The following is a 24509-nucleotide window of genomic DNA, read 5'->3' as shown; positions in this document are numbered from 1 at the left end:
CAGTGTAATTGAGTTCACAGCGAGACCGTAGACGCTATCGGAGGACGTTATAACTACTCTCCGCATCGAAACGTCCGTCAAATGGGGTTCACCCGTCACTCGTTCGCTCCTGACGTCGTGTCCTCCACGATCATGCGAGCGCCCATCAGCTCGCCGATCCCGCCGTACGGATCGCCGTGCTCCATCGCGTCGCCGGTGCTGCTGAGCTCCACCTCGGCGACCCCCTCCTCGTCGGCGACGATCTCCGCGGGCAGGGCGGACACCGCGTACTCGTCGAGGTACATCTCCAGCCGCAGCGTCCAGCCCGCGCGCAGCTGCACCAGGCGTGCGGTGGCCACGTCGCGGGTGTCCACCCAGTGCGCCCCGGGCTGATCGCGCAGCTCCGCCACCGGGGTCGCGGCGAGCTCGTCGAGCTGCTCGTACTCGGCCTTGCGCAACCGGGCCAGCGCCCCGGAGAGCAACCGCTTGGTACTGCTGGCCTGCGATGGCAGCAGCACCAGACCACGGTCCGTGACCAGCAGCTCGTAACCGGTGCCGGACACCTGCACCGGGCTGATGATGCCGGACAGCGCCGGTTCCGGTTCCGCCTCGGGCGGGCGCAGGTGGTTCAGCGGCACCCCGAGGTCGACCAGGGTGCGGTGCAGCCCGGGGATCAGCCTCGGGTCGGCCACCGCCGGGCGCACCAGCCGGTCCGGGTCCAGCGGTTGCCCGCCGGCGGCGAGCCGGACCAGCGGCGGGCCGCCCCAGTCGAGCTCGTGGTGCGCCCGCCGGGCGCAGACCAGCGCGTCCACCACCGCGCCGCCGAGCAGCTCGACGAGCATGTCCTCGGCGGCCTGGTCGAGCCGCTCCGGGTCCAGCCCGGGGTTCAGCGCCGGGTTGATCAGGTCGCGGGCCTGGCCGCGGTGGATGGCGGCCAGCACGCCGCCGATGGCCGGGTCGATCTGCAACCCGCTCTGCTCGATCGCGGAGCTGAGCTGCGCGGCCTGCTGCGCCGCCTGCGCCGCCCCGGCGAGGCGGACCAGCTCCGGCCACGGCAGCCGGGCGCCGAGGCCCTCGACCACCAGTTCGTCCTCCAGCGCCGGGACGCTCGTGCGCGGCTCGCGCAGCGCGCCGAAGGCGGGCCGGTCGTCGAGCTCCCGGTCGGCGGACTTGAGCTGCTTCATCGCCGCGATCCGGTCCCTGGTCGGCGGGCCGCCGTCGGTGCGGTCGGTGCCCTCGGCGATGGCCTGCTTGGCGCGCTCGGCCAGCGCGGGCTTGCGCGCCGGGTGGTCCATGAACGCCCGGAAGCCCAGTATCACGTCCGGGGTGTGCCCGACGGTGGTCGCCATGCTGAGGAACTCCTCGGCGTAGTCCCGCCAGCCGAGCTCGATGGCCACCCGCTTGCGCAGCGCGGTGATCGCGGCGCGCTTGCCCGCCACCCGCACCGCGAGCCGGTCGGCGCCCGGTTCGAGCTGGAAGGACACCGGCGCGGCCACGGCGGTGTAGGCCCGGGCGTAGCCGCCGAACAGCCACTTGACCGGGCCGCTGGTGAGCGAGGCGACGGTGCGCTCGACGGTCCGCGCGCAGCGCCGGGCGGTCACCGCCGTCCCGCTGCCGCCGAGCATCCCGATCTCGCGGGCCAGCAGCGCGCGCAGCTCGCTGATGGTGAGCGCGGCCAGCAGCGGCATCCCGATCTCCAGGTACCGGCCGCGGGTCCGCAACCCGAGCAGCGCGGTGTCCTCGACGATCGCGATGCCCGGTTCCGAGGTCACCCGGATCTCGTCCGGCGGCTCGGCGCCCGCGGCGTCGGCGATGGACGAGACGAGCTTCCAGAGCTGCGGCTGCTCGTCCCGGCGCAGCGCGACGCCGCGCGGGTCGACGCGGGTGGACAGCACGGCGCGCAGGCCGATGGCGAACACCGCCCCCACGACGAGCGCGGCCAGCGCCGCTTCCAGGCCGCTACCTCGGTCGTAGCGGAACGTGTAGAGGGCGATCGCGAGCAGGCCGAGGACCAGCGCGATGGGTACGGCGAAGAAGCCGAGGTGCAACGCCAGCGCCACGGCGGCGCGCCAGGGGCCACGCACGGTGCAGAACTCCGGTCAGGTGGGGGTCGAGGGTGCAGTCTTCGCGAGAGGTCGGTGCTCCGTCAATCCAGCAGCCAGATGTCCACAGTAGAACCAGCTGGGAGATCGGTCACCTCTTCGGGGATCTCCAGCAGGCAGTCGGCCTCGGCCAGGGCCGAGAGCAGGTGCGAGCCGGGCCCGCCGTGCAGCGCCACCGCGCCGCTGACCGGGTCGAACCGCCCGCGCCGGTACTGCCGCTTGCCCGCCGGGGTGCGCAGTGGCTCGGTCAGCTCGGCGCGGCGCACCGGGCGGTGCGCGTCGCGGTGCCCGGCGGCCGACCGCAGCACCGGCCGGACGAACACCTCGAAAGAGACCATCGCGCTGACCGGGTTGCCGGGCAGCGCCACCACCGCCGGGCCGCCGCGGTAGCGCCCGCTGCCCTGCGGCATGCCGGGCTGCATCGCGACCTTGGTGAACTCCACGCCCTGCCCGGCCAAGGCGTCCTTGACCACCTCGTAGGCGCCGGCGCTGACCCCGCCGGTGGTGAGGATGAGGTCGGTGCCGGCGAGCTCCGGTTCCAGCGCGGCGTGGAACTGGTCCACGTCGTCCGGGACGAACCGCAGCAGCCGGGCGGTGGCTCCCGCGTCCCGCACCGCCGCGGCCAGCATCAGCCCGTTGGACTCGTAGATCTGCCCGGGGTGCAGCGGCTCGCCCGGCTCGACCAGCTCGGAGCCGGTGGACAGCACCAGCACCCGCGCAGGCCGGTGCACCGGCAGCTCCGCGGCGCCGACGGCGGCGGCCACCCCGAGCCGGGCGGGGGTCAGCGCGGTCCCGGCGGTGAGCACGGTCGCCTCCGCCCCCACGTCCTCGCCCGCGCGGCGCACGTGCGCGCCCGGCTGCGCGGCCAGGCCGATCCGCACCTCGCGGACCCCGCCGTCGGTGCGCTCCACCGGGACGACCGCGTCGGCCCCCGGCGGGAGCTGCGCGCCGGTCATGATCCGGTGCGCGGTGCCCGGTTGCAGCGGCGGCACGTCCACCCGCCCGGCGGGGATGTCCTCGCCCACCGGCAGCGCCACCGGCGCGTCGGCGTCCGCCTCGACCAGGTCCACCGAGCGCACCGCGTAGCCGTCCATCGCGGAGTTGTCGAAGGGCGGCAGCGGGATCGGCGAGCGCAGGTCCTCGGCCAGGGCCAGGCCGAGGCAGTCGGCCAGCGGCACCGACCGCACCGGCGTGGGGGCCACCAGCGCGGCGACCGCGTCCCGGTGCTGGGTCACGGGGATCAGGTCGGGGGTTCCAGTTCCGTGCGACACGCACCGATCATCGGTCATGGCCCCGCCCGCTGTCCGCACCGGCTTCCGCAACGAGCGCGGTCGCCCCCGTGGCAGACTGCGATTCCGCCCGACCGAGGAGGTGCCCGTTGCAGGTCCGTACCCGCCACACGCCGTCGTACGGGGTGGCCCGCTTGCTGCTGGCACCGGGCGAGCCGGTGCGGGTGGAGGCCGGGGCGATGCTGGCCACGAGCTACGGCGTGGTGGCGGAGCAGCGCTCCTCGGGCGGCGCGCTGAAGTCGCTGGCCCGCTCGGCGCTCGGCGGCGAGTCCGCGCGCGCCACCTCCTACACCGCGCCGCAGCAGGGCGGTTGGGTGGACGTGGCGCCGAACCTGCCGGGCGACCTCAACGTGATCGAGCTCGACGGCCGGACCGGCTGGTGCGTCACCAAGTCCTGCTTGCTGGCCTCGGCGAGCACGGTGCGGGCGGAGCCGCAGTGGGCCGGCTTCCGGAACCTCTTCGGCGGCGAGGGCGGTTTCCTCACCCACGTGACCGGGCAGGGCCCGGTGGTGGTGTGCTGCTACGGCGCGCTGGACGTGGTGACGCTGCAACCGGGCGAGTACGTGACGATCGACCCCGGGCACGTGGTGGCCTACGCCGACGCGGTGCAATCCCGGCTGCGCCAGGCGAACCAGGGCGCCGCCCAATCGATCAAGAGCGGCGAAGGGCTCGTCTTCGATTTCGCCGGACCGGGACGAGTGCTGACGCAGACGCGCAATCCGCGTTCCTTGATCGGTTGGTTGCAGAGCAACGGCGTCGGATCCCGATCCTGATCGGAGCATTGCGGAATTCCCCCGCCCTTCCCGTGGTGATTACTCGACGTGGCCGCGTCCGACACCCGTTCGGCCTAGTATTTAGCGGAAAAGTCGCATTGAAGAACGGGCGACGAGGGTCTTCTTCTGGGGTAGCGTGACCGTTGCTCCAGCGGCGCCACGGGCGTCGTGCATCACCTTTCAAGAGGAGGACGCCGTGGCGGTCGGCACGGTCAAATGGTTCAACTCGGAGAAGGGCTACGGATTCATCGCGACGGATGACGGGCCCGATGTGTTCGTGCACTACTCCGCGATCAACATGTCCGGTTTTCGCACCCTTTCCGAAGGGGAGCGGGTCGAATTCGAGGTGAAGGCCGGGCGGGACGGTCGCACCCAGGCAGACGGCGTCCGGAAGGTCTGACAGCCCCGCGGAATCGTTCGTCGTCCGGTGGCCCGGTTCCGGTGGGAATCGGGCCACCGGTCCGTCGGGGTCGATCCGCCGGAACCCGAGGACGCGCGCCGTTCCGGGGCGTTAGGCTGCCGGACGTGTCGGAAGACCTCACCGGGCGCCGCCTCGGCCACTACAAGATCGACTCCGTCCTCGGCCGCGGTGGGATGAGCGTGATGTACCGCGCCACCGACGTCCGGCTGGGCCGCAAGGTCGCGCTCAAGGTCATGGGTGAGCACATCACCGGTGACGCCGAGTTCCGCGAGCGGTTCGTGGACGAGGCCCGCAACACCTCGGCGATCGACCACTCCAACATCGTCCCGCTCTACGACTTCGGCGAAGTCGACGGGATGCTCTACATCGCGATGCGGCTGGTCGACGGATCCGACCTGGCCAGCCTGATCAAGGACGGGCCGATCTCGCCGAAGCGCGCGCTGGAGCTGCTCGGCCAGGTCGCCGAGGCGCTGGACATGCTGCACGAGCGCAACCTCGTGCACCTCGACCTCAAGCCGGCCAACGTGCTGGTGACCTCCCGCGAATCGGCCAACGAGCACGTCTACCTCGCCGACTTCGGGCTGACCCGGCGCGGCGCCACCGGGCACCGCACCTCCTCCGGCGACTTCCTCGGCTCGCCGACCTTCGCCGCCCCGGAGCACCTGCGCGGCGAGGCCGTCGACGGCCGCACCGACCTCTACGCGCTGGCCTGCATGCTGTTCGCCTGCCTGACCGGGCGCCCGCCGTTCCAGGGCCAGGTGCAGGAGGTGATCCAGGGCCACCTCGGCGCCGAGCCGCCGCCGGTGACCTCCCTGGTGGTGCTGCCGCCCGGGATCGACGAGGTGATGCGCCGCGGGATGGCGAAGAAGGCCGACCAGCGCTTCGACGACTGCAAGGAGCTCATCGCGGTGGCGCGCGCCGCGCTGTCGCCGGTGGCCGGGGAAGGCCCGCCGCGCCCGCGCCCGGCCGGATCCCCGCCCGCCGGGCCCCAGCCGCCCCAGCCCGCCGGACCGCAGCCTCCCGGACCGCCGCCCGCGGCCCCGCAGCCCGGACGGCCGCCGTTCCCGCAGCAGCAGTTCCCGCCGTCGCAGCCGGTGCCCGCGCAGCAGCCGCCCGGCTACGGCCCGCCGCCGTACCAGCAGCCGCCGCACCCGCCGGTGGCGCCGCCGCAGGAACCGGTCCGGCTGCGCCCGCCGATGCCCGCGGGCACGTCGTCGTTCGCCACCCGGTCCAGCGGCGGCTCGACGGCGCGCTGGCTGGTGCCGCTGCTGATCGTGGCCGCGCTGGTGGCGATCATCGTGCTGTTCGTCGTGATGGCCACCGCGTCCGGCGACACCGGCTCGGGGTCGACCTACGTCCCCGAGACCTCCAGCTACAACGAGAACGAGATCCCCACCACGGTTCCCACGGTCGGGGGCTGACCCGGCGTTCGCTTGCACTCGACCCGGGAGAGTGCTAGACACGGTATTGGCACTCAGCGAGGTTGAGTGCCAGGTCGGGACGGTGAGGCCGTGCTCGGCGGTGCCACAGGCGGCGCCGTCGCCGCGGTCGTCCGTCGCGGGCACCGAGCCTGGCCGAGCACGAGTCCTGCCGTGGGGTGTGACACCGCCGCGGCGTCCAGACAGGTGGAGGACCACACCGCAATGGCCAAGATGATCGCGTTCGACGAGGACGCCCGCCGCGGTCTTGAGCGCGGCATGAACACCCTCGCCGACGCCGTCAAGGTGACGCTCGGCCCGAAGGGCCGCAACGTCGTGCTCGAGAAGAAGTGGGGCGCGCCGACCATCACCAACGACGGTGTCTCCATCGCCAAGGAGATCGAGCTCGAGGACGCCTACGAGAAGATCGGCGCCGAGCTCGTCAAGGAGGTCGCGAAGAAGACCGACGACGTCGCGGGTGACGGCACCACGACCGCCACCGTGCTCGCCCAGGCCCTGGTTCGCGAGGGTCTGCGCAACGTCGCGGCCGGTGCCAGCCCGATCGCGCTCAAGCGCGGCATCGAGAAGGCCACCGAGGCGATCGCCGAGCAGCTGCTCAAGAGCGCCAAGGAGATCGAGACCAAGGACCAGATCGCCGCCACCGCCGCGATCTCGGCCGGTGACCGCCAGATCGGCGAGCTCATCGCGGAAGCGATGGACAAGGTCGGCAAGGAAGGCGTCATCACCGTCGAGGAGAGCAACACCTTCGGGCTGGAGCTGGAGCTCACCGAGGGCATGCGCTTCGACAAGGGCTACATCTCGCCCTACTTCGTCACCGACTCGGAGCGGATGGAGGCGTCCCTGGACGACCCGTACATCCTGCTGCTGAGCTCGAAGATCTCCAACATCAAGGACCTGCTCCCGCTGCTGGAGAAGGTCATGCAGTCCAACAAGCCGCTGCTGATCATCTGCGAGGACGTCGAGGGCGAGGCCCTGGCGACCCTGGTGGTCAACAAGATCCGCGGCACCTTCAAGTCGGTCGCCGTCAAGGCCCCCGGCTTCGGCGACCGCCGCAAGGCGATGCTGCAGGACATGGCCATCCTCACCGGCGGCCAGGTCATCAGCGAGGAGGTCGGCCTCAAGCTGGAGAACGCCGACCTGAACCTGCTGGGCAAGGCCCGCAAGGTCGTCGTGACCAAGGACGAGACCACCATCGTCGAGGGCTCGGGCGACGACGAGCAGATCTCCGGCCGGGTGAACGAGATCCGCGCCGAGATCGACCGCTCGGACTCCGACTACGACCGCGAGAAGCTGCAGGAGCGGCTGGCCAAGCTGGCCGGCGGCGTGGCCGTCATCAAGGCCGGTGCGGCGACCGAGGTCGAGCTCAAGGAGCGCAAGCACCGCATCGAGGACGCGGTCCGCAACGCCAAGGCCGCCGTCGAGGAGGGCGTCCTGGCCGGTGGTGGCGTCGCGCTGCTGCAGGCCGCGCAGGCCGCCTTCGACGGGCTGAAGCTGGAGGGTGACGAGGCCACCGGCGCCAACAGCGTCAAGCTGGCCGTCGAGGCCCCGCTGAAGCAGATCGCGGTCAACGCCGGCCTCGAGGGCGGGGTCGTCGCCGAGAAGGTCAAGAACCTCCAGGCGGGCACCGGCCTCAACGCCGCGACCGGCGACTACGAGGACCTGATCGCCGCGGGCATCATCGACCCGGCCAAGGTCACCCGTTCGGCGCTGCAGAACGCCGCCTCCATCGCCGCGCTGTTCCTGACCACGGAGGCCGTGGTCGCGGACAAGCCGGAGAAGGAGAAGGCCGGTGCCGGCGCCGACCCGACCGGTGGCATGGGCGGCATGGACTTCTGATCCGCCCCAGCCGCTGAAGAACCGCTCCCGCCCCGGCGGGGGCGGTTCTTCGCATTCCAGGGCCGCCACGCCCCCCGAGCCGCCCGTTCGAGCGAGGTTTTCCAGGTGAGGGGCACCCTTGTCCCAGTTACTTGGGCAAGGGTGCCCCTCACTCAGCTCCCGAACGGGTGAGAGCGCCTGGGGTGGGGGAGGGCCGGTGCGTTCCGTGCGCGTCGTGCCCGGGTGCGTCTCTCCTGGTGAGGGGCACCTTCACCCGGCTTGGTCGGCTGAAGGTGCCCCGCACTCGGTTCCCGGCCTGGTGGGGGTGCCCCGCACTCGGTTCCCGATCCGGTGATCGCCCCCGGGCTGGCGCGGGCCGGGACCGACCGGGGCGTTCGGGGACGGGTGGGTGCGGGGACGGGTGGGTACGGTGTGCCGGTATGGGTGCGCTGCTCGAAGTGATCGTCGAGAACGCCGCTGATGCCACCGCCGCGCAGGAAGGCGGGGCGGACCGGCTGGAGCTGGTGCGGGACCGCGCGTCGGACGGCCGGACGCCGGAACCGGCGGTGGTGCGCGAGGTGCTGGCCGCCACGGACCTGCCGGTGCGCGTGATGGTGCGCGGCGAGGGCTACACCGCGGGCGACGTCGAGGCGCTGCGCCGCGAGGCGGTGGCGGTGCGCGAGGTCGGGGCGGCCGAGTTCGTCCTGGGATTCCTGGACGGGACCGGGCAGGTCGACGTCGGCACCACGCGGAACCTGGCCGACGAGCTCGCCGGCTGCCCGTGGACGTTCCACCGCGCCGTCGACCACGCCCTGCAGTACCAGCTCGCCTGGGACCACGCGGTGTCGCTCGGCCCGGACGCGGTGCTGACCGCCGGGTCCGCCGAGGGCGTCGAGGAGGGCCTCGGCACGCTGCGGGTCCTCGCCGACCAGCAGGACGTCGAGGGCGTCACGTTGCTGGTCGGCGGCGGGCTGCGGCCGGACCACGTCGACGAGCTGCTCGGCATGGGCGTGCGCGCGTTCCACGTCGGCCGCGCGGCCCTGGACGGTACGGCGGTGGACGCGGGCCGGGTCCGGGAGTGGCGTCGCCGGGTCGACGCCTGACCGCAACGCCGTGACCGGCGTGTGATCTCCTGGGGGCCGGAGCCCACCGGAGGAGGTCAGGGACTCGATGGTCCTTCGACGAGGTCGAGCGGCGCTGATCGGCGTCGCCGTCACCGCCGCGCTGGTCGCGTGCACCGACGCGCCGCCGCCCGCACCCGCCGCCCCCGAGTCGGGGGCGCTGCCCGGTGTCGAACTGCCCCAGGTGACGCCGCAGCCGAAGGAGATGCGGCGGCTCGGCGACGACATCGCGGTGCGCGGCCGGGTCGAGGTGGTGGTGGATCCGCTGGTCGACGAGCCGACGCGCGACCTGGCCCGGCAGGTGCTGAGCCAGGCCGGGGCCGAGGAGGTCGTGGTCCGCCAGCCCGGCGAGGAGGGCGGGGACGTCTCGCTGAGCGTGCGGGTCGGCGACCGCACGTCGCCGACCGTGGTCAAGGGCCTCCAGGAGCTCGGCGTCGACGCACCCGCCCCGCTCCCGCCGGAGGGCTACGTGCTGGCCGGGCGCGGCGGCGACGCGTTGTTCGTCGGGGCCTCCGACCCGGCGGGCGCCTACTACGGCGTGCAGACGCTGCGGCAGCTCACCTCGCCGGGCCGGATCGCCGGGGTCGCCGTGGTGGACGAGCCGTCGATGCCGTTGCGCGGCACCATCGAAGGCTTCTACGGCCCGCCGTGGACGCACCAGGAGCGGATGGAGCAGCTCGCGTTCTACGGCGACGTCAAGCTCAACACCTACATCTACGCGCCGAAGGACGACCCGTACCACCGGGAGCGCTGGCGCGAGCCGTACCCGCCGGATCAGCTCGCCGAGGTGCGGGAGCTGATCGGGCAGGCCGCCGCGCACCACGTCAAGTTCACCTTCGCGCTCTCGCCGGGCACCTCGATCTGCTACAGCGATCCGGCGGATTCCCAGGCGCTGCTGGACAAGCTCTCCGCCGTGCACGCGGCGGGCGTGCGGGACTTCTCGATCCCGCTGGACGACATCAGCTACACGCGGTGGAACTGCGCGCAGGACCGCGCCGTCTACGGCGAGCCGTCGCAGGCCGCCGCCGGGCGGGCGCAGACCGAGCTGCTCAACCGCGTGCAGCGGGAGTTCGTCGACCGCAATCCCGACGTGGCGCCGCTGCAGTTCGTGCCCACCGAGTACTCCGACCTGGACGATTCGCCGTACAAGGCGGCGCTGCGCGCGGGCCTGGACCCGCGGGTGCAGGTGATGTGGACCGGCGACGGCGTGGTGCCCGACGGCATCTCGGTCGACGACGCCCGGCGGGCGGGCGAGACCTGGGGCCGCGACCTGTTCCTGTGGGACAACTACCCGGTCAACGACTTCGACGGTTCGGCCGGCCGGTTGCTCCTCGGCCCCTACGCGCACCGCGAACCCGGACTGTCGCAGGAGCTCACCGGGCTCGTGGTGAACCCGATGAACCAGGCGGCGGCGAGCCAGGTCGTCGAGTTCGGCGCGGCCGACTTCGCCTGGAACGACGCGGCGTTCGACCCGGCGCGGGCGTGGCGCGCGGCGGCCGAGCACCTCGCCGGGGACCGCTCGACGGCTCCGGACCCGGGCCTGGTGGCCGATCCGGCGACGGCCGACGCGCTCGGCGTGTTCTTCGACCTGCTGCACGCGGCACCGCTGCCCAGCGGCGAGACCTGGCTGCCTCCGGCGCCGGAGCTGTCCCGCCGGATCGACGGGTTCCACCGCGCCTGGCAGGCCGGGGACCGGCGGGCCGCGCTGGACGGGCTCGACGCCTACGCGCGGGCGGTCGCCGAGGCGCCGGAGCGGATCCGGGCGGGCGCCCCGCCGAACTTCACCTCCGACGCGCAGCCGTGGCTGACCGCCGCGGACCTGTGGGGCGACGCGCTGCTGGCCTCGCTGGACGGCCTGCGGGCGCGGACCGACGGCGACGAGGCGCTGGCCGGTCGGCGGTTCGACGCGGCGGCCCGGCTGGCCGCCGAGGCCGGGGCGGTGCGGTCCTCGCCGGAGGAGGTCCGCCCGGACGCCCCGGTGCTGGTCGCCGACGGGGTGCTCGACGCGTTCGTCCGGCAGGCACCGACCCTGCGCTGAACGACCCTGCGCTGAACGACCCTGCGCCGAACGACGTCGCGCTGACTCACCCCTGCGCTGATTCCTGGGGCACGATCACCCAGCAGGCCAGGTAGATCAGGATGCCCGCGCCCATGCCGAGCAGGGTGGCGGCGACGAGCACGACGCGGACGATCGCGGCATCGATGCCGAGCATCGCGGCGAACCCGGCGCAGACCCCGCCGAGCATCTGGTCGTCGCGGCTGCGGCGGAGCTTGCGGGTGGTGGTGGAGCTGGTCTCGGTCATGGTTCCAGCCTGCGCCGCCCGGGCGCCGCGGACCTCCGGGTGCGACCCCGAGCCGACCCGGAACCGGCCCCGGAACGCACCCGCCCGCTGGTCGGGGGAGGGCGCTCAGGCCACCGACGGCCGGTGCACGTCGGTGAGGTCGCTGCCGTGCCGCTCCCACCGGTCGTAGAGGGCGTCGCGGCCGTACCGGGCGACGAGCTGCGCTTCGGCGCGGCTGACCGGCACCAGCGTGATGAGCTGGAGCACCGGCTGCCCGTCGGCGTCGAGCAGCACGTCGAACTCGTCGCCGAGGTAGGGGTGCGGCGCGGCGAGCGCCCCGGCGACCTCGGTGTCGGGCAGCAGGACGCGGTCGTTCATGATCAACGCGCCGTAGCCGACCCGGCTGCGGCTCTCGGCGAGCAGTTCGGCGAGCACGGTGAGCAGGTGCTTGGCGTAGCGCTCTTGGTCGGCGCGCAGCGTGCAGACCAGCTCCTGCGGCAGCGGGGCGCCCTCGACGCGATCCCGCAGCCCGCTGGTCAGCAGCGTGACGTGCGCGCCGTCGGAGTGGTCGCAGTACACGACGTGGTAGGACCGGAGGCGCTCACCGGTGGTCCGGCTGTCCGCGCCGCGCACCCGCCCGACGTGCTTCTCGACGTGCTCCGGGAATCCGCTGAACCGACCCATGTCCGCCTTCCCGCCGAGTACCGCCCCGCCCGATCCTAAGGAACGCTTTCGCCGATGGTCTGCGTGGCGGTGCGGGTGGCGGAACCTCAGCGGTCTTCTCGCTGCGGGATCGCCTCCTGATGTACCAACGACGTACCCGGCGTCGGCGCTGTCCTCGCGAGAAGATCGCTGAGCGGTCACGTCCGAGCACGGGCGGCGGTGCCGGTTGACGGCCGCACCGCATGCGGCTCCGCCGCATCCGGAAAGGACCCCTAAGCGGTCCCTTCCGGCGCCAGTCACCCGTTCGGGAGCTGAGTGAGGGGCACCCTTGCCCAAGTAACTGGGACAAGGGTGCCCCTCACTCAGAACCTCGGGGCGTCGGTCCCGGGTGGTTGCGGGGCCCTCACAAACCGCTTCCGTTCGCATACCCTCGGCCCCATGGCGGTGGACCGAGCGCACGACCTGACTTCCCCGGCCGAGGTGGCCAAGGCCCTGGACGGCACGGGCTACCTGCCCGACGACGGCATCGCCACGGCGGCGTTCCTGGCGATGCGGATGCGCCGTCCGCTGCTGTGCGAGGGCGAGCCCGGCACCGGGAAGACGGCGCTGGCGCAGGCGCTGGCCGGGGCGCTGGGCGTGGAGCTGATCCGGTTGCAGTGCCACGAGGGCATCGACGCGGCGCAGGCGCTCTACGACTGGGACTTCCCGCGCCAGCTCCTGCACCTGCGCACCCTGGAGGCCGCCTCGACCGGCGGGCTGGACGCCGACGCCGCCGAATCCTCGCTCTACACCGACCGGTTCCTGCTGGCGCGACCGCTGCTGCGGGCGCTGCGGGAGGCGCCGTGCGTGCTGCTGGTCGACGAGATCGACCGGGCCGACGACGAGTTCGAGGCGTTCCTGCTGGAAGTGCTCTCCGAGTACGCGGTGAGCATCCCGGAGTTCGGCGAGGTGCGGGCGGTCGAGCCGCCGATCGTGCTGCTCACCTCCAACCGCACCCGCGAGGTGCACGACGCGCTCAAGCGCCGCTGCCTCTACCACTGGCTGGAGCACCCGGACCAGGAGCGGGAGGTGGCGATCCTGCGCCGCAGGCTGCCCGGGCTGGACGACCGGCTGGCCGAGCGGGTGGGCGGTGCGGTGCGCCGGATGCGGGAGCTGGAGCTGCTCAAACCGCCCGGGGTCGCCGAGGCGCTGGACTGGGCGCAGGCGTTGCAGGCGCTCGGCCAGGACGAGGTGGACACCGAGGTGGCCGCGAGCACCCTCGGCGCGGTGCTGAAGTACCGGGAGGACGCCGAACGGGTGCGGGCCGCGGGCCTCGTGCCGTGACCCGCCCGCTGACCGGCCTGGTCGGGTTCGCCCGCGCGCTGCGGCACTCCGGGATGGCCTGCGATCCGGCGCGGGTGCAGGCGTTCCTCGCCGCCGCCGAACACGTGGAGCTGGCCGACCGGGGCGCGCTGTACTGGGCGGGCCGGGTGACGCTGTGCGCCGACCCGGACGACGTGCCGCGCTACGACGCGGCGTTCGCGCTGTGGTTCCGCGCCGAGCCGCTGCCGGTGGAGCGGCCGGGCCCGCCGGTGCCCCGCCCGGCGCGGATCGCGCCGCTGGCCGAGGACGGCGGCGAGGACGGGGAGGGCGGCGGTGATCCGCTGGCCGCGGCGGCCAGCGACGCCGAGCGGCTCCGGGAGCGCGACCTCAGCGATCTGGGCGAGGCGGAGCGGGAGCACCTGCGGCGGATGCTGGCGGTGCTGCGGCCCGATCCGCCGTCCCGGGCGGCGCTGCGCAGGCGCCGCAGCAGGCGGGGCGAGCTGGACCCGCGCGGCACGCTGCGGGAACTGCTGCGCTCCGGCGGGGAACCGGTCCGGTTCGCCCGGCGCAGCACCGCGCGCCGTCCGCGCCGGGTGGTGCTGCTGGTCGACGTGTCCGGGTCGATGACGCCCTACGCCGACGCGCTGCTGCGGTTCGCGCACGTGGTGGTGCGGCGGGCCCCGATGAGCACCGAGGTGTTCACCCTCGGCACCCGGATGACCCGGGTGAGCAGGCAGTTGCGGCAGCGCGACCCGGAGGCGGCGCTGGCGGCGGCGTCCCGCGCGGTGCCGGACTTCAGCGGCGGGACCCGGCTCGGCGAGACGCTGCGGGCGTTCCTGGACCGGTGGGGGCAGCGCGGTGTCGCGCGCGGCGCGGCGGTGGTGGTGTTCTCCGACGGCTGGGAGCGCGGGGACACGGCGTTGCTGGCCGAGCAGCTGCACCGATTGCGTCGGCTCGCCCGCGGGGTGGTGTGGGCGAACCCGCACGCCGGGCATTCCGGGTACCAACCGGTGCAGTCCGGGATTGTCGCGGCCCTGCCGCACGTTGATCGGTTGGTGGCCGGACACAGCCTGCGTTCGCTGGAGGACGTGTGGTCATGGGTGCGGCGGACGGGTTAGGACTGCTTTCACGATGACGTGCGCGGCGGTGCGGGTGGCGGAAACCCGGCGGCCTTCCCACTGCGGGAGCCGCTCGGCGAGGTACCCGCTTCGCGGCGCTGTCCTCGCGAGAAGGCCGCTGAGAACCCGCGGCGGTGCGAGTCGACGGCCTCACCGCGAAGCGGCTCCGCCGCTTCCTGGAAGGGCCCCTGAGCCGGAGGTGTGCTGTGCGTGACGTGCTGGACGAGTTGAGCAAGCGCTGGGAGGCGGGCGAGCCGGTCGGGCTCGGGACCGTGGTGGACACCTTCAAGTCGGCGCCGCGGCAGTCGGGGGCGGCGATGCTGGTCACCGGGGACGGCGAGGCGGTCGGCAGCGTCTCCGGCGGCTGCGTCGAGGGCGCGGTCTACGAGCGGGCCGGTGCCGTGCTCGGCGGTGATCCGCCGCTGCTGGAGCGCTACGGGGTGAGCGACGACGACGCCTTCGCGGTGGGGCTGACCTGCGGCGGGATCATCGACATCTTCGTCGAGCGGGTCGACCGGGAGACCTTCCCGGAGCTCGACGAGGTGGTGCGGGCGGTGCGCGACGAGGTGCCGGTGGCGGTGGCCACCGTGGTCGCGCACCCGGACGCCGGGCTGGTCGGGCGCCGGCTGCTGGTGTGGCGGGACCGGGTGGTCGGCGGGTTCGGCTCGGCCCGGGTGGACGACGCGGTGATCGACGACGCGCGGGGCATGCTGGCCAGCGGGCGCAGCGGGGTCCTGGAATACGGCCCGGAGGGGCAGCGCCGGGGCGAGGGGCTGAAGGTCTTCGTCAACTCCTTCGAGCCGCCGCCGCGGATGCTGGTGTTCGGCGCGATCGACTTCGCCGCCGCGATGGCGCGGATGGGCAGCTTCCTCGGCTACCGGGTGACGGTGTGCGACGCGCGGCAGGTGTTCGCCACCAAGACGCGGTTCCCGGAGGCCGACGAGGTGGTCGTGGAGTGGCCGCACCGCTACCTCGCCGCGGAGGCCGCCGCCGGGCGGCTGGACGAGCGCACCGCGGTCATGGTGCTCACCCACGACCCCAAGTTCGACGTGCCGGTGCTGGAGGAGGCGCTGCGGCGCGACGTCGGCTACGTCGGCGCGATGGGCTCCCGGCGCACCCACGACGACCGGCTGCGGCGGCTGCGCGAGCAGGGGCTCACCGAGGCGGAGCTGGCCCGGCTGTCCTCGCCGATCGGGCTGGACCTCGGGGCCCGCACGCCGGAGGAGACGGCGGTGTCCATCGCGGCGGAGCTGATCGCGCTGCGCTGGGGCGGTCGCGGAACGCGACTGAGCGAGGCCGACGGACCGATCCACCATCACCCGTGAGTCCGATTGCCGGGACTCGTTCGGCGTAGCAGGCTCGGGACGACGTGACCTCCATCACCCCAGTGGAGCACTCGTTGCCGAGGAGGCCCCATGCCGCGCATCACCGTCACCGTCGACGGCGATCGGTACGCCGATGACGTCGAACCGCGCCTGCTGCTCGTCCAGTACCTCCGCGAACGGCTGGGCAAGGTCGGCACCGTCGTCGGCTGCGACACCAGCAACTGCGGCGCCTGCACCGTGCACCTGGACGGGCGCAGCGCGAAGTCCTGCTCCGTGCTCGCCGTCCAGGCCGACGGCTGCGAGGTGCGGACCGTCGAAGGGCTGGCCGACGGCGAGCTGCACCCCGTCCAGCAGGCGTTCCACGACAACCACGCCTTGCAGTGCGGGTTCTGCACGCCGGGCATGATCATGCAGTCCCTCGACCTGCTCGCCGACGAACCGGACCCGACCGAGCAGCAGGTGCGCGAGGGCCTGGAGGGCAACCTCTGCCGCTGCACCGGCTACCAGAACATCGTCCGCGCGGTGCGGGACGCGGCCGGGCGGCTGCGCGCCACCGCCGAATCCGACGTCGAGCCACCGGCCCCGCGCGAGCCCGCCGACCGGGCCGCCGAGCTCTCCGGGGGCCGCTCATGACCTCGACCGCCGAACCGGAACTCGGCCGCGCCCGCCTCCGCAAGGAGGACGCGCGGCTGCTCACCGGGCGCACCCGGTGGACCGACAACCTGGTGCTGCCGGGGATGCTGCACCTCGCGGTGCTGCGCAGCCCGGTCGCGCACGCCCGGATCACCGCCGTCGACACCGCCGAGGCGCGCCGGATGTCCGGGGTGCGGGCGGTGTTCACCGGTCGCGACCTCGCCGACGTGCAGGGTTCGCTGCCGTGCGCGTGGCCGGTCACCGAGGACATGCTGGCGCCCGCCGCACCGCCGCTGGCCGTGGACGAGGTGCGCTTCGCCGGGGAGGCCGTCGCGGTGGTGGTGGCCCGCAGCGCCGCCGAGGCCCGCGACGCGCTGGACGCCATCGACGTGGACTACGCGGACCTGCCGGTGGTGCTGGACCTGGAATCGGCCGCCGCGCCGGATTCCCCGCCGGTGCACGCCGACCTCGGCACCAACCGCAGCGCCACCTGGACCTTCGACTCCGCCGCGGCGGGCACCGGCGGCGACGTGGAACGCGCGCTGGCCGAGGCGGAGGTGCGGATCGACCGGACCTTCCGGCAGCAGCGGCTCGTCCCGGCGTTCATGGAACCGCGCTCGGTGGTGGTGGATCCGACCGGGGAGCAGACGACGGTGTGGTCGGCGACCCAGGTGCCGCACATCCTGCGGCTGATGCTGGCCATGTCGCTGGGCGTGCCGGAGACCAAGATCCGGGTGATCGCCCCCGACGTCGGCGGCGGCTTCGGCGGCAAGCTCCAGGTGACGCCGGAGGAGGTCCTCACCTTCGTGGTGGCCCGCGAGCTCGGCCGCCCGGTGAAGTGGACCGAGACCCGCTCGGAGAGCATGGTCTCGGCGCACCACGGCCGCGACCAGGTGCAGAAGCTGTCGCTGGCGGCCCGGCGGGACGGCACGGTCACCGGGCTGAAGGTGGAGCTGCTCGCCGACATGGGCGCCTACCTGCGGCTGGTGACGCCGGGCGTGCCGATCCTCGGCGCGTTCATGTTCAACGGGATCTACAAGTTCCCCGCCTACCACTTCTCCTGCACCAACGTCTTCACCACCAAGACGCCCACCGACGCCTACCGGGGCGCGGGACGGCCGGAGGCCACCTTCGCGATCGAGCGGATGATGGACGAGCTGGCCGCCGAGCTCGGCACCGACCCGCTGGAGCTGCGGCGGCGGAACTGGATCGGGCACGAGGAGTTCCCGTTCGACACCGTCGCCGGGCTCACCTACGACTCCGGGAACTACGAGGCCGCCACCGCGCGGGCCGAGGAGCTGTTCGGCTACCAGGAGCTGCGCGCCGAGCAGCGGCGGCGCCGGGACGCCGGCGATCCGGTGCAGCTCGGGATCGGCGTGTCCACCTTCACCGAGATGTGCGGGCTGGCGCCGTCGCGGGTGCTGGGCTCGCTGTCCTACGGCGCGGGCGGCTGGGAGCACGCGGCGATCCGGGTGCTGCCCACCGGCAAGGTCGAGGTCGTCACCGGCACCTCGCCGCACGGCCAGGGGCACGTGACGGCGTGGAGCCAGCTCGTCGCCGACCGGCTCGGCGTGCCGTTCGAGGACGTCGAGGTGCTGCACGGCGACACCCAGAGCTCGCCGCGCGGGCTGGACACCTACGGCTCGCGGTCGCTGGCGGTCGGCGGCGTGGCGGTGGTCGAGGCCGCCGACAAGGTGGTGGCCAAGGCCAAGCGGATCGCCGCGCACCTGCTGGAGTGCGCGGAGGACGACGTCGAGTTCGACGCGGGCGGCTTCGGGGTGCGCGGCACCGGCCGCGGGGTCGCGCTCGGCGAGGTGGCGCTGGCCGCGTTCGCCGCGCACGACCTGCCCGACGGCGTGGAGCCCAACCTCGACGCCGAGGCCAGCTACGACCCGGAGAACTTCAGCTTCCCGCACGGCACCCACCTGTGCGCGGTCGAGGTGGACACCGAGACCGGCCGGGTGGGCATCCGCTCCTACGTCTGCGTCGACGACATCGGCACCGTGGTGAACCCGATGATCGCCGAGGGCCAGGTGCACGGCGGGCTCGCCCAGGGCATCGCGCAGGCGCTCTACGAGGAGGCGGTGCACGACGAGGAGGGCACCTTGACCACCGGCACGCTCGCCGAGTACCTGGTGCCCTCGGCGGTGGACCTGCCGGACTTCGTCACCGACCGCACCGAGACCCGGGCGACCTCGAACCCGCTGGGCGTCAAGGGCGTCGGCGAGGCGGGCACCATCGCCTCCACCCCGGCGGTCGTCGGCGCGGTGGTCGACGCGCTGCGCCACCTCGGGGTGCGCGACGTGCCGATGCCGTGCTCGCCGCAGCGGGTGTGGCGGGCGATCAGCGGCGCGCGGGAGAGCGCGGCGACCGCACCGGAAGCCGGGGGCGGTCTCGGCTCCACGAGGGGGGATGCCCGATGATCCCGGCCCAGTTCGACTACGTCGCGCCCACCTCGATCGCCCAGGCGGTCGGGGTGCTGGCCCGCGCCGACGACGACGCGAAGGTGCTGGCGGGCGGGCAGAGCCTGCTGCCGGTGCTGCGGATGCGGCTCGCCGACCCCGGCCTGGTCGTCGACCTCGGCCGGATCGAGGAGCTGCGGGGCATCCGCGAGGACGGCGACGCGCTGGTCATCGGCGCCACCACCACCCACCACGAGGTGCTGCGCGACCCGCTGGTCGCCGAGCACGCGCCGCTGCTCGCGCTGGCCACCCGCACCGTGGCCGATCCGCAGGTGCGCCACCGCGGCACCTTCGGCGGGGCGCTGGCGCACGCCGACCCGGCCGGGGACCTGCCCGCCCCGGTGCTGGCGCTGGACGCCGAGTTCGTGCTCGACGGACCGTCCGGGCGGCGCACCGTCGCCGCGGCGGACTTCTTCGTCGACCTGTTCTCCACCGCGCTGGGCCACGGCGAGCTGCTCACCGAGGTGCGGGTGCCGAAGTGGACCGGCTGGCGGGCGCACTACGAGAAGTTCCAGCGGGTCGCGCAGGCCTGGTCGATCGTCGGGGTGGCGGCGGCGGTGCGGGTCGACGGCGGCACCGTCGAGCAGGCCCGGATCGCGCTGACCAACATGGGACCGACCCCGGTGCGGGCCACCGCGGTGGAGCGCGCGCTGGTCGGCGGGCCCGCGACGGCCGAGGCGGTCCGGGCGGCGGCCCGGCACGCCGCCGAGGGCACCAGCCCGGCCGCCGACGCCGGCGCCGACGTGGACTACCGGCGGCACCTCGCCGAGGTGCTCACCGGCCGCGCGGTGCTGGCCGCCGCGGGCGGTTGAGCGGCTCCGGCAAGAGGGCGCCGTCGCCGAGCGGGGAGCAGCGTGGTGGTCGGCGAGGCGGAGGAGGGAGTCGCAGCGGAGCTGCGGCGACTGACGACAACGCCGCCGACCGCCACGCCGGCCCCGCGCAGGCAGGCAGTCCTGTCGCCGGAGCCGCTGAGGCGGCGATCATCGCGCCCGGCGGGGAAAGTTGGCAGAGTGGGATGGGCGGTCCACCGGGCCGCCCGTCCCGGCCGGCGGAGTCCGCTCCCCGCCGGGGCACCGCGCGATCGCGGGCCCGCCCACCGGGTCCGACGATGGCCGCGCAGGACAACGGCTCCGCGGAGCCGCGTTCGGTCGAACCAGGAGGACTCCCCCGTGCAGATGCAGCATCAGTTCACCGTCCCGGTGCCGGTCGACCAGGCGTGGAAGGCCATGCTGGACCTGGAACGCGTCGCACCGTGCATGCCCGGCGCCACCCTCACCGGGGTCGAGGGCAACGAGTTCACGGGTTCGGTCAAGGTGAAGCTCGGCCCGGTCACCCTGCTCTACAAGGGCACCGGCGAGTTCAAGGAGATCGACGAGGCGGGCCGGCGCGTCGTCATCGACGCCAGCGGCAAGGACTCCCGGGGCAACGGCACGGCGGCGGCCACCGTCACCGCGGTGCTCAGCGACGAGGGCGGGACGACGGCGGTGACCGTCGACACCGACCTCAAGGTGACCGGCAAGCCCGCCCAGCTCGGCCGCGGCCTGATCTCGGAGGTCGGCGGCAAGATCATCGGCCAGTTCGCCGACAGGCTCGCCGAGCAGCTCACCGGCGAGTCCGCCGAACCGGCCACCGCCGGGGGTCCGCCCGCCGCCGAGTCGGCCGAGGGCAGCACCGCCCCGAAGGCCCCGGCGGCCGACGAGCCCGCCGAGCGGCCCGCCCAGCCCTCGCCCGCGGACCGGTCCGTCGAGCCGAGCTGGCGGGTCACCCCGGTCGCCGGTCCCGAGCAGCAGCGCGCCCAGGACGACGAGGCGATCGACCTGCTCGGCACCGCGGGCGCCCCGGTGGTCAAGCGGGTGCTGCCCGCCGCCGCCGCGCTCCTGGCGCTCACCCTGCTGTTCCGCATCATCCGCCGCCGCAAGCACCGCAACAGCTGACCCCCAGCACACCACGGATCACCGGCGCCACTGGGACCGCCCAACACGCCCGGCCCCAACCGGGGGACACCCGGAAGTCCGCTGAGTGAGGGGCACCCTTGACCAAGTAACTGGGTCAAGGGTGCCCCTCACTCATGGCGAAATCGGGTGATGCGGGCGTGTCCGGCTTGAGCGAGAAGGCCGCTGAGGTTCCGCCACCCGCACCGCCACGCAAGCCATTCTGAAAGCGGTCCTTGGTTGGTCAGGACTCGGTGAGCAGGGCGTGGACCCGGCGGAGGCGGTCCAGCCAGCGGTGCCGGACCTGCGCGGGCGGGGTGGCCGCCGCGACCAGCGCCGGGTCCGGGGCGGGCGCGGTGGTGGGCACCGGCAGCTCGCCGTCGACCGGCAGCAGCGAGTCGGCGACCACGTCGCCCTCCAGCAGCGCCACCGTGCCGAGGCCGCAGGCGAAGGGGAGTTCCGGCAGCGCCCCGGCCAGCGCGAGCTGCGCGCTGAGCCCCACGCTGCTCTCCACCGCCGAGGACACCACGCACGGCAGTCCGCTGGCCTCGGCGACCCGCAGCGCCCGGCGCACCCCGCCCAGCGGGGTCGCCTTGATCACCGCGACGTCGGCGGCCCCGGCCAGCGCCACCCGCAGCGGGTCCTCGGCGCGGCGGATCGACTCGTCGGCGGCGATGCGCACCTCGACCCGGCGGCGCACGGCGGCCAGCTCCTCGACCGCGGGGCATGGCTGCTCGACGTACTCCAAGCCGCCCGCCGCCCGGTCCAGCTCCGCGATCCGGGCGACCGCGGTGTCGACGTCCCAGGCCGCGTTGGCGTCCACCCGGATCGCCCCGCCCGGACCGAGCGCGTCGCGCACCGCCGCCACCCGGTCCAGGTCCTCGGCGGGGGGTCGGCCCGGTTCGGCGACCTTGACCTTGGCGGTGCGGCAGGCCGAGCGGGCGACGATCGCGGCGGCCCGCTCGGCGTCCACCGCGGGCACCGTGCAGTTCACCGGCACCCGGTCGCGCACCGGAGCGGGCCAGCCGCCGGCGCAGGACTCCAGCGCGGTGCGCAGCCACGGCACCGACGCCGCGTCGTCGTAGTCCTCGAACGGGCAGAACTCGCCCCAGCCCGCCGGTCCGCCCAGCAGCACCCCGGTCCGCACCTCGATGCCGCGGAAGCGGTTGCGCATCGGCAGCGCGTACACCCGCACCGCGTCCAGTTCCGCCAGGTCGGTGAGCTCGGTCGAGGACATGCCCCGATCCTGTCACTGCGCGGTGGTCACGCCACGCTGGGCCGACCCAGGTCGAACACGTCGACCTCGAAGCGCGCCCACTGCTGGCGCAGCGCGGTGACGCCTTCGTCGAGGATGTAGTTCAGCTCGCCGAGGGTCACCGGGAGCAGGGTGAACACCTGGAGCTGCTCGACGCCCTCGGCGTCGGTGAAGCGGGTGAACTCCGCGGGGAACAGCGGGTGCCCGCTGGCCAGCACGCCGTGGAACTCGGTGCCCGGCAGCAGCGGCGCCTCGTTCGGCACGATCTGGTCGGGGACCAGGTAGGTGCGCTCCCGCACCAGCAGTTCGGCGGTGAGGTCCACCAGGTGCCGCGCGGCCTCGGCCTGCTCCTTGTAGACGGTGCAGGCGAGCTCCTGGGCCGGTTCGGCGCCCAGCGGCTGGAACCGCAGGCCGCTGCTGATCACGGTGCTCAGGTGGTGTTCGGCCTGGTGGAAGAACACCAGCCCGTAGCCGCGGTTGCTGCCCCGGACGTTCGGCGGTTCGGCTCCGGTGGGCGTCCCCGCGTGCCGCTCGAGGCTCTCCGCGAGCCCGACGAACCGGTGTGCCCCTCCCATCGCGGTGCGTTCCTGCTCGGTGGTCATCCGATCTCCAGTGTCGTGCGGGGGCACCGGTGACGGGCGACCGGTGCCGCGCTCGCACCGCCCGGCGCGCGTGGGCGACGAATCCGTGCGGGGCGGGACTGCTGTCGCCGCAACGGTATCCCCTCGACGGCCGAGCGAGGACCCGATCCGCCGACGGCGCGCCACCGAGTCGCCGAGCGGTCAGCCGACGTCGGGGATGGCGGGGCCCAGCAGGTCGTCCGAGTCGACGATCCGGTAGGCGTAGCCCTGCTCGGCGAGGAACCGCTGCCGGTGCGCGGCGTAGTCGGTGTCCAGGGTGTCGCGGGAGACCACCGAGTAGAAGTGCGCCTGCCGCCGCTCCGCCTTGGGCCGCAGCAACCGGCCGAGCCGCTGGGCCTCCTCCTGGCGGGAGCCGAACGTGCCGGAGACCTGCACGGCCACCGAGGCTTCCGGCAGGTCGATGGAGAAGTTCGCGACCTTCGACACAACGAGCCGGTTGATCTCGCCGCGCCGGAACGCGTCGAACAGCGCCTCGCGCTCCTTGTTCTTGGTGGAGCCCTCCACGATCGGCGCGTCCAGCGCCTCGCCGAGCTCGTGCAGCTGGTCCAGGTAGGCGCCGATGACCAGGGCCGGTTCGCCGGGGTGCTCGTCCAGGATCGCCTTGACCACCGGCGCCTTCGTGCGCGCCGTGGAGCACACCTTGTAGCGCTCCTCGGCCTCGGCGGTGGCGTAGCGCAGCCGCTCGTCGTCGGTCAGCGTCACCCGCACCTCGACGCACTCGGCGGGCGCGATCCAGCCCTGGGCCTCGATGTCCTTCCACGGCGCGTCGTAGCGCTTGGGGCCGATCAGCGAGAACACGTCGCCCTCGCGGCCGTCCTCCCGCACCAGGGTCGCGGTCAGCCCGAGCCGGCGGCGGGACTGCAGGTCGGCGGTCATCCGGAACACCGGGGCGGGCAGCAGGTGCACCTCGTCGTAGACCACCAGGCCCCAGTCCCGGGAGTCGAACAGCTCCAGGTGCTTGTACTCGCCCTTGGACTTGCGGGTGATCACCTGGTAGGTGGCGATGGTGACCGGGCGGATCTCCTTCTTCTCCCCGGAGTACTCGCCGATCTCGTCCTCGGTCAGCGAGGTCCGCTCGATCAGCTCCCGCTTCCACTGCCGCCCGGCGACGGTGTTGGTGACCAGGATCAGGGTGGTGGCCTGCGCCTCGGCCATCGCCGCCGCGCCGACCAGCGTCTTGCCCGCGCCGCAGGGCAGCACCACGACGCCCGAGCCGCCCGCCCAGAACGACTGCACCGCCTGGGCCTGGTAGTCGCGCAGCGTCCAGTCGTCCTGCTCCAGGGCGATCGGGTGCGCCTCGCCGTCGACGTAGCCCGCCAGGTCCTCGGCGGGCCAGCCGATCTTGAGCAGCATCTGCTTGAGCCGGCCCCGCTCGCTGGGGTGGACCACGACGGTGTCGTCGTCGATCCGGTCGCCCAGCATCGGCTTGATCTTCTTGTGCCGCAGCACCTCTTCGAGCACCGCGCGGTCCAGCGAGTTCAGCACCAGGCCGTGCGCCGGGTGGTGGGCGAGCTGGAGCCTGCCGAACCGGCCCATCGTCTCGACGATGTCCACCAGCAGCGGCTGCGGCACCGGGAACCGGGAGAACCGGACCAGCGCGTCGACGACCTGCTCCGCGTCGTGGCCCGCGGCGCGGGCGTTCCACAGCGCCAGCGGGGTGATGCGGTAGGTGTGCACGTGCTCGGGCGCGCGCTCCAGCTCGGCGAACGGGGCGATCCCGGTGCGCGCTTCCTCGGCGCGGGCGTGGTCGACTTCCAGCAGCAGCGTCTTGTCGGACTGGACGATCAGGGGTCCGTCGGTCACGGGTGCGTGCTCCCTCGGGTCGGTGAAGGCGCAGGTGGCGGTGGTCGCGGGGGCAACGTCGCGGTCGTCCGCCAGTATTCCACCGGTTGCGATTGGTGGAGGCCGCACCGTGGGTGAGGTGCGTCCGCTATGTTCCCGGATGAGGCGAACGCGAC

General features: G+C 73.7%; 20 protein-coding genes. 13 read left to right on the top strand and 7 right to left on the bottom strand.

Annotated elements, in window-relative coordinates:
* Nucleotides 1–95 precede the first annotated feature (95 nt).
* On the bottom strand, nucleotides 96–2063 hold the full coding sequence (locus ABD976_RS28460) for a M48 family metallopeptidase (RefSeq protein WP_345368160.1): 1968 nt from the start codon (nucleotides 2061–2063) through the stop codon (nucleotides 96–98).
* A 62-nt stretch (nucleotides 2064–2125) separates the two neighbouring features.
* Nucleotides 2126–3370: a molybdopterin molybdotransferase MoeA gene (gene moeA, locus ABD976_RS28455; protein WP_345368159.1), complete on the bottom strand. Its 1245-nt coding sequence runs from the start codon at nucleotides 3368–3370 to the stop codon at nucleotides 2126–2128.
* An 89-nt stretch (nucleotides 3371–3459) separates the two neighbouring features.
* Between moeA and ABD976_RS28450 the strand changes: the two genes are divergently transcribed.
* The 6 genes from ABD976_RS28450 (at nucleotide 3460) to ABD976_RS28425 (ending at nucleotide 10977) form a co-directional block, all read left to right on the top strand.
* Nucleotides 3460–4143: a TIGR00266 family protein gene (locus tag ABD976_RS28450; RefSeq protein ID WP_345368158.1), complete on the top strand. Its 684-nt coding sequence runs from the start codon at nucleotides 3460–3462 to the stop codon at nucleotides 4141–4143.
* 196 nt (nucleotides 4144–4339) lie between these two features.
* On the top strand, nucleotides 4340–4543 hold the full coding sequence (locus ABD976_RS28445) for a cold-shock protein (protein ID WP_345368157.1): 204 nt from the start codon (nucleotides 4340–4342) through the stop codon (nucleotides 4541–4543).
* A 125-nt stretch (nucleotides 4544–4668) separates the two neighbouring features.
* Entirely contained in the window at nucleotides 4669–5985 is a 1317-nt protein-coding gene (locus ABD976_RS28440) for a serine/threonine protein kinase (RefSeq protein WP_345368156.1), read from the top strand.
* Between the two features lie 222 nt (nucleotides 5986–6207).
* A complete protein-coding gene (gene groL / locus ABD976_RS28435; RefSeq protein WP_345368155.1) occupies nucleotides 6208–7839 on the top strand; it encodes a chaperonin GroEL in 1632 nt (543 codons plus the stop codon).
* A gap of 419 nt (nucleotides 7840–8258) precedes the next feature.
* Entirely contained in the window at nucleotides 8259–8921 is a 663-nt protein-coding gene (locus tag ABD976_RS28430) for a copper homeostasis protein CutC (protein ID WP_345368154.1), read from the top strand.
* Between the two features lie 67 nt (nucleotides 8922–8988).
* Nucleotides 8989–10977 (top strand): glycoside hydrolase family 84 protein, encoded by a 1989-nt coding sequence (locus ABD976_RS28425; RefSeq protein ID WP_345368153.1) that lies wholly within the window; start codon nucleotides 8989–8991, stop codon nucleotides 10975–10977.
* A 46-nt stretch (nucleotides 10978–11023) separates the two neighbouring features.
* On the opposite strand, the gene ABD976_RS28420 is transcribed toward ABD976_RS28425, so the two are convergent.
* Nucleotides 11024–11242: a PspC domain-containing protein gene (locus ABD976_RS28420; RefSeq protein WP_345368152.1), complete on the bottom strand. Its 219-nt coding sequence runs from the start codon at nucleotides 11240–11242 to the stop codon at nucleotides 11024–11026.
* 105 nt (nucleotides 11243–11347) lie between these two features.
* Nucleotides 11348–11905 carry a suppressor of fused domain protein gene (locus ABD976_RS28415; protein ID WP_345368150.1) on the bottom strand — a complete coding sequence of 186 codons (558 nt, stop codon included), beginning with the start codon at nucleotides 11903–11905 and terminating at the stop codon, nucleotides 11348–11350.
* 417 nt (nucleotides 11906–12322) lie between these two features.
* Between ABD976_RS28415 and ABD976_RS28410 the strand changes: the two genes are divergently transcribed.
* The 7 genes from ABD976_RS28410 (at nucleotide 12323) to ABD976_RS28380 (ending at nucleotide 20658) form a co-directional block, all read left to right on the top strand.
* On the top strand, nucleotides 12323–13207 hold the full coding sequence (locus ABD976_RS28410) for an AAA family ATPase (RefSeq protein WP_345368149.1): 885 nt from the start codon (nucleotides 12323–12325) through the stop codon (nucleotides 13205–13207).
* 53 nt (nucleotides 13208–13260) lie between these two features.
* On the top strand, nucleotides 13261–14304 hold the full coding sequence (locus ABD976_RS28405; protein WP_345368222.1) for a vWA domain-containing protein: 1044 nt from the start codon (nucleotides 13261–13263) through the stop codon (nucleotides 14302–14304).
* 206 nt (nucleotides 14305–14510) lie between these two features.
* Nucleotides 14511–15629: an XdhC family protein gene (locus tag ABD976_RS28400; RefSeq protein ID WP_345368148.1), complete on the top strand. Its 1119-nt coding sequence runs from the start codon at nucleotides 14511–14513 to the stop codon at nucleotides 15627–15629.
* A 90-nt stretch (nucleotides 15630–15719) separates the two neighbouring features.
* Nucleotides 15720–16262 carry a (2Fe-2S)-binding protein gene (locus ABD976_RS28395; protein WP_345368147.1) on the top strand — a complete coding sequence of 181 codons (543 nt, stop codon included), beginning with the start codon at nucleotides 15720–15722 and terminating at the stop codon, nucleotides 16260–16262.
* Nucleotides 16259–18685 carry a xanthine dehydrogenase family protein molybdopterin-binding subunit gene (locus ABD976_RS28390; RefSeq protein WP_345368146.1) on the top strand — a complete coding sequence of 809 codons (2427 nt, stop codon included), beginning with the start codon at nucleotides 16259–16261 and terminating at the stop codon, nucleotides 18683–18685. The genes ABD976_RS28395 and ABD976_RS28390 overlap by 4 nt, the downstream gene beginning before the upstream one ends.
* Nucleotides 18682–19536 carry an FAD binding domain-containing protein gene (locus tag ABD976_RS28385; RefSeq protein WP_345368145.1) on the top strand — a complete coding sequence of 285 codons (855 nt, stop codon included), beginning with the start codon at nucleotides 18682–18684 and terminating at the stop codon, nucleotides 19534–19536. Before ABD976_RS28390 ends, ABD976_RS28385 begins: the two co-directional genes overlap by 4 nt.
* 357 nt (nucleotides 19537–19893) lie before the next feature.
* Nucleotides 19894–20658: an SRPBCC family protein gene (locus ABD976_RS28380; RefSeq protein WP_345368144.1), complete on the top strand. Its 765-nt coding sequence runs from the start codon at nucleotides 19894–19896 to the stop codon at nucleotides 20656–20658.
* 241 nt (nucleotides 20659–20899) lie between these two features.
* Here the strand turns inward: ABD976_RS28380 and ABD976_RS28375 are convergent, their stop codons facing one another.
* The 3 genes from ABD976_RS28375 to ABD976_RS28365 all read right to left on the bottom strand — a co-directional run bounded on the left by ABD976_RS28375 (nucleotide 20900) and on the right by ABD976_RS28365 (nucleotide 24354).
* Complete coding sequence (locus tag ABD976_RS28375; protein ID WP_345368143.1) at nucleotides 20900–21892, bottom strand: o-succinylbenzoate synthase; 993 nt, start codon at nucleotides 21890–21892, stop codon at nucleotides 20900–20902.
* Between the two features lie 26 nt (nucleotides 21893–21918).
* A complete protein-coding gene (locus tag ABD976_RS28370) occupies nucleotides 21919–22512 on the bottom strand; it encodes a suppressor of fused domain protein (protein WP_345368142.1) in 594 nt (197 codons plus the stop codon).
* 180 nt (nucleotides 22513–22692) lie between these two features.
* Nucleotides 22693–24354: a DNA repair helicase XPB gene (locus ABD976_RS28365; protein ID WP_345368141.1), complete on the bottom strand. Its 1662-nt coding sequence runs from the start codon at nucleotides 24352–24354 to the stop codon at nucleotides 22693–22695.
* Nucleotides 24355–24509 lie beyond the last annotated feature (155 nt).

The organism is Saccharopolyspora cebuensis, from assembly GCF_039542665.1.
GTDB lineage: Bacteria > Actinomycetota > Actinomycetes > Mycobacteriales > Pseudonocardiaceae > Saccharopolyspora > Saccharopolyspora cebuensis.
This window is presented reverse-complemented; position numbering and strand designations above follow the sequence as displayed.